This window comes from Paeniclostridium hominis, assembly GCF_014306135.1.
Lineage (GTDB): Bacteria > Bacillota > Clostridia > Peptostreptococcales > Peptostreptococcaceae > Paraclostridium > Paraclostridium hominis.
Genome location: NZ_JACRWD010000022.1, coordinates 1 through 2,407 on the forward strand (window position 1 = coordinate 1; position 2,407 = coordinate 2,407).

3 protein-coding genes are annotated in these 2,407 nt (G+C 27.3%); all 3 read left to right on the forward strand.

The features are described 5' to 3' along the window. Window positions 1–630, forward strand: a 630-nt coding sequence (locus H8891_RS14850; protein WP_243207859.1) for a pyridoxal-dependent decarboxylase, incomplete at its 5' end; no start/stop codon positions are given. Window positions 631–779: 149 nt separating this feature from the next. Then, a complete protein-coding gene (locus H8891_RS14855; protein WP_187007008.1) occupies window positions 780–1,847 on the forward strand; it encodes a DUF2776 family protein in 1,068 nt (355 codons plus the stop codon). 221 nt (window positions 1,848–2,068) lie between these two features. Continuing rightward, on the forward strand, window positions 2,069–2,407 hold a 339-nt coding region (locus H8891_RS14860), incomplete at its 3' end, for a pyridoxal-dependent decarboxylase (RefSeq protein WP_243207860.1).

The window sequence follows — 2,407 nt, forward strand, 5'->3', positions numbered from 1 at the left end:
ATGGAATGGGATTTTAGATTAAAAAATGTAGTATCAATAAGTACATCAGGACATAAATACGGATTAGTTTACCCAGGTATAGGATGGGTAATATGGAAAGACGAAGAGTACTTACCAAAAGAATTAATATTTGAAGTAAGTTACTTAGGTGGATCAATGCCAACAATGGCAATAAACTTCTCAAGATCAGCAAGTCAAGTTATAGGACAATATTATAACTTCTTACGTCTTGGATTTGAGGGATACAGACAAATACATCAACGTACAAAAGATGTAGCTATGTATTTAGCAGATGAAATAGAAAAAACAGGATTATTTAAAATCTATAATAATGGTGAAAATTTACCAATAGTATGTTACAGATTAAAAGATGAAAATGCTGTTGATTGGACATTATATGATTTAGCAGATAGATTAGCAATGAAAGGATGGCAAATACCTGCATATCCATTACCAATAAACTTAGATAAAACTATAATACAACGTATAGTATGTAGAGCAGACTTAAGTCATGATATGGCTGAATTATTTATAAGAGATTTAAAAGCAGCTATAAAGGATTTAAATAATGCAAATGTATTAGTACATGGTAAAAAAGAAGAGAACAAAGTATATGGATTTACTCACTAAAATAAAATGATGTGTTTTATTCAGCAACTGGTGCTATATTATTTCCATCAGTTGCTCTTTTTATATCTAATATAAATCAAGTTAATAATTACATAATTTAAGTATTTCTTTTATATACTTTTAAAAATATAATTCGGAGGTAATAGAAAATGAATTACTATATTAGTATACTTTTCAGAGCTATACCATTAGTTATGGGAGCTATATGTTTATGTTATGGTTTCTATGTAAAGAATTTAGGTCAAGCTATGGGATCTGAATTTGTAGTAGCAGGCCATGTTTTAATTTTTTTAACAGCTATATGTATAGCTTTATTTACAACAGCAGCAACTATAATAAGACAACTTATAAACAAATATAATAATTTTTATAGATGGTTACTTCCTTCAATCGGATATCTAGCATCTTTATTTACAATAGTATCAGGGATTATACTATTTGAAACATTAGGAATAAATCCACCTTATTTTGTATCAGGAAATGTAGTTTTTGGCTTAGGACTTATAGCATGCTGTGTTTCTACAGTTGCAACATCTTCTACTAAATTTATATTAATACCTAAAAATAGTTCTTCTTTAAAAGAAGGAGATATACCAGAAGGAGCATTTAAGGAATCAACAGCAAAAATATTAATATCAGTACCTATAGTGTGTACTTTAATAGCTTTTACAAGAGGTATTTACTTATTAATATCATCTTCAGCAACTGATAACTTTGTAGCGGGACACGTATTAATAGGAATATCCTTTGTATGTGCAAGTTTAATAGCACTAGTAGTAAGTGTTGTAAAACAAATTCAAAATACATTTACAAATAAAGAACGTTATAATTGGTCAATTTTTGTTTTTATTTTAGGAAGTATAAATGTAACATGGGGAATAGCAATACTTTCAATAGCAAATGATCCAGCATGGATAGCACCTGGATTTGTTTTAATTGGATTAGGAATAGTATGTTACAGTATATTGAGTAAAGTTTTATTATTAGCATTAGTATGGAGAAAAACATGTAAATTATCAAAAAGAGTTCCTTTAATTCCAGTAGTTACATCGCTTACATGTTTATTTATAGGTGCATTTTTATTTGAAGCTCAATTATTTAATATAGCTTATTTTATTCCAGCTCGTGTCATGATTGGACTTGGAGCAATTTGTTTTACTTTATTCTCTATAGTTTCAATACTAGAAAGTGGAACTTCATCTTCAAAAGAAGAATAAAAAATATAAAAAATTACTAAAAAATGTTTATATACATTTAAATGAGGTATATATATATTATAGCAAAAAACAAAGAGAAACTTAGTAAATTAGAGTTATATTTATCAAAATTAGATAAAATAGATTTAAATCAATTTAAATAAGTTGAAAATGATTGAAATTTGCTATTAAAAATATAATCAATTATATATGAAGCATATATATACGAGGAGGCTTTTAAAATGTTATTTGGAAGAAAAAATAAATTAGGAGATAAATATGATACTCCAGTATTTGGGACAACAGAATCTGGCTCTAGTATACCTAAAGATGTATTAGGGAAAGATTCTATTGCTCCAAATCTAGCTTATAGATTAATAAAAGATGAATTAATGAACGAAGGAAATGCAAGACTTAACTTATGTACATTCTGTCAAACATATATGGAAGATGAAGCTACTAAGCTTATGGCAGAAACATTAGAAAAAAATGCAATAGATAAATCAGAATATCCACAAACAACAGAAATGGAAAATAGATGTGTTAATATGATAGCTGATTTATGGCATGCACCAAAAGAT

What these genes read in the sequence shown, in the direction of transcription:
- H8891_RS14855 (WP_187007008.1), top strand. Translation starts at nt 780, where the DNA reads ATGAATTACTATATTAGTATACTTTTCAGAGCTATACCATTAGTTATG.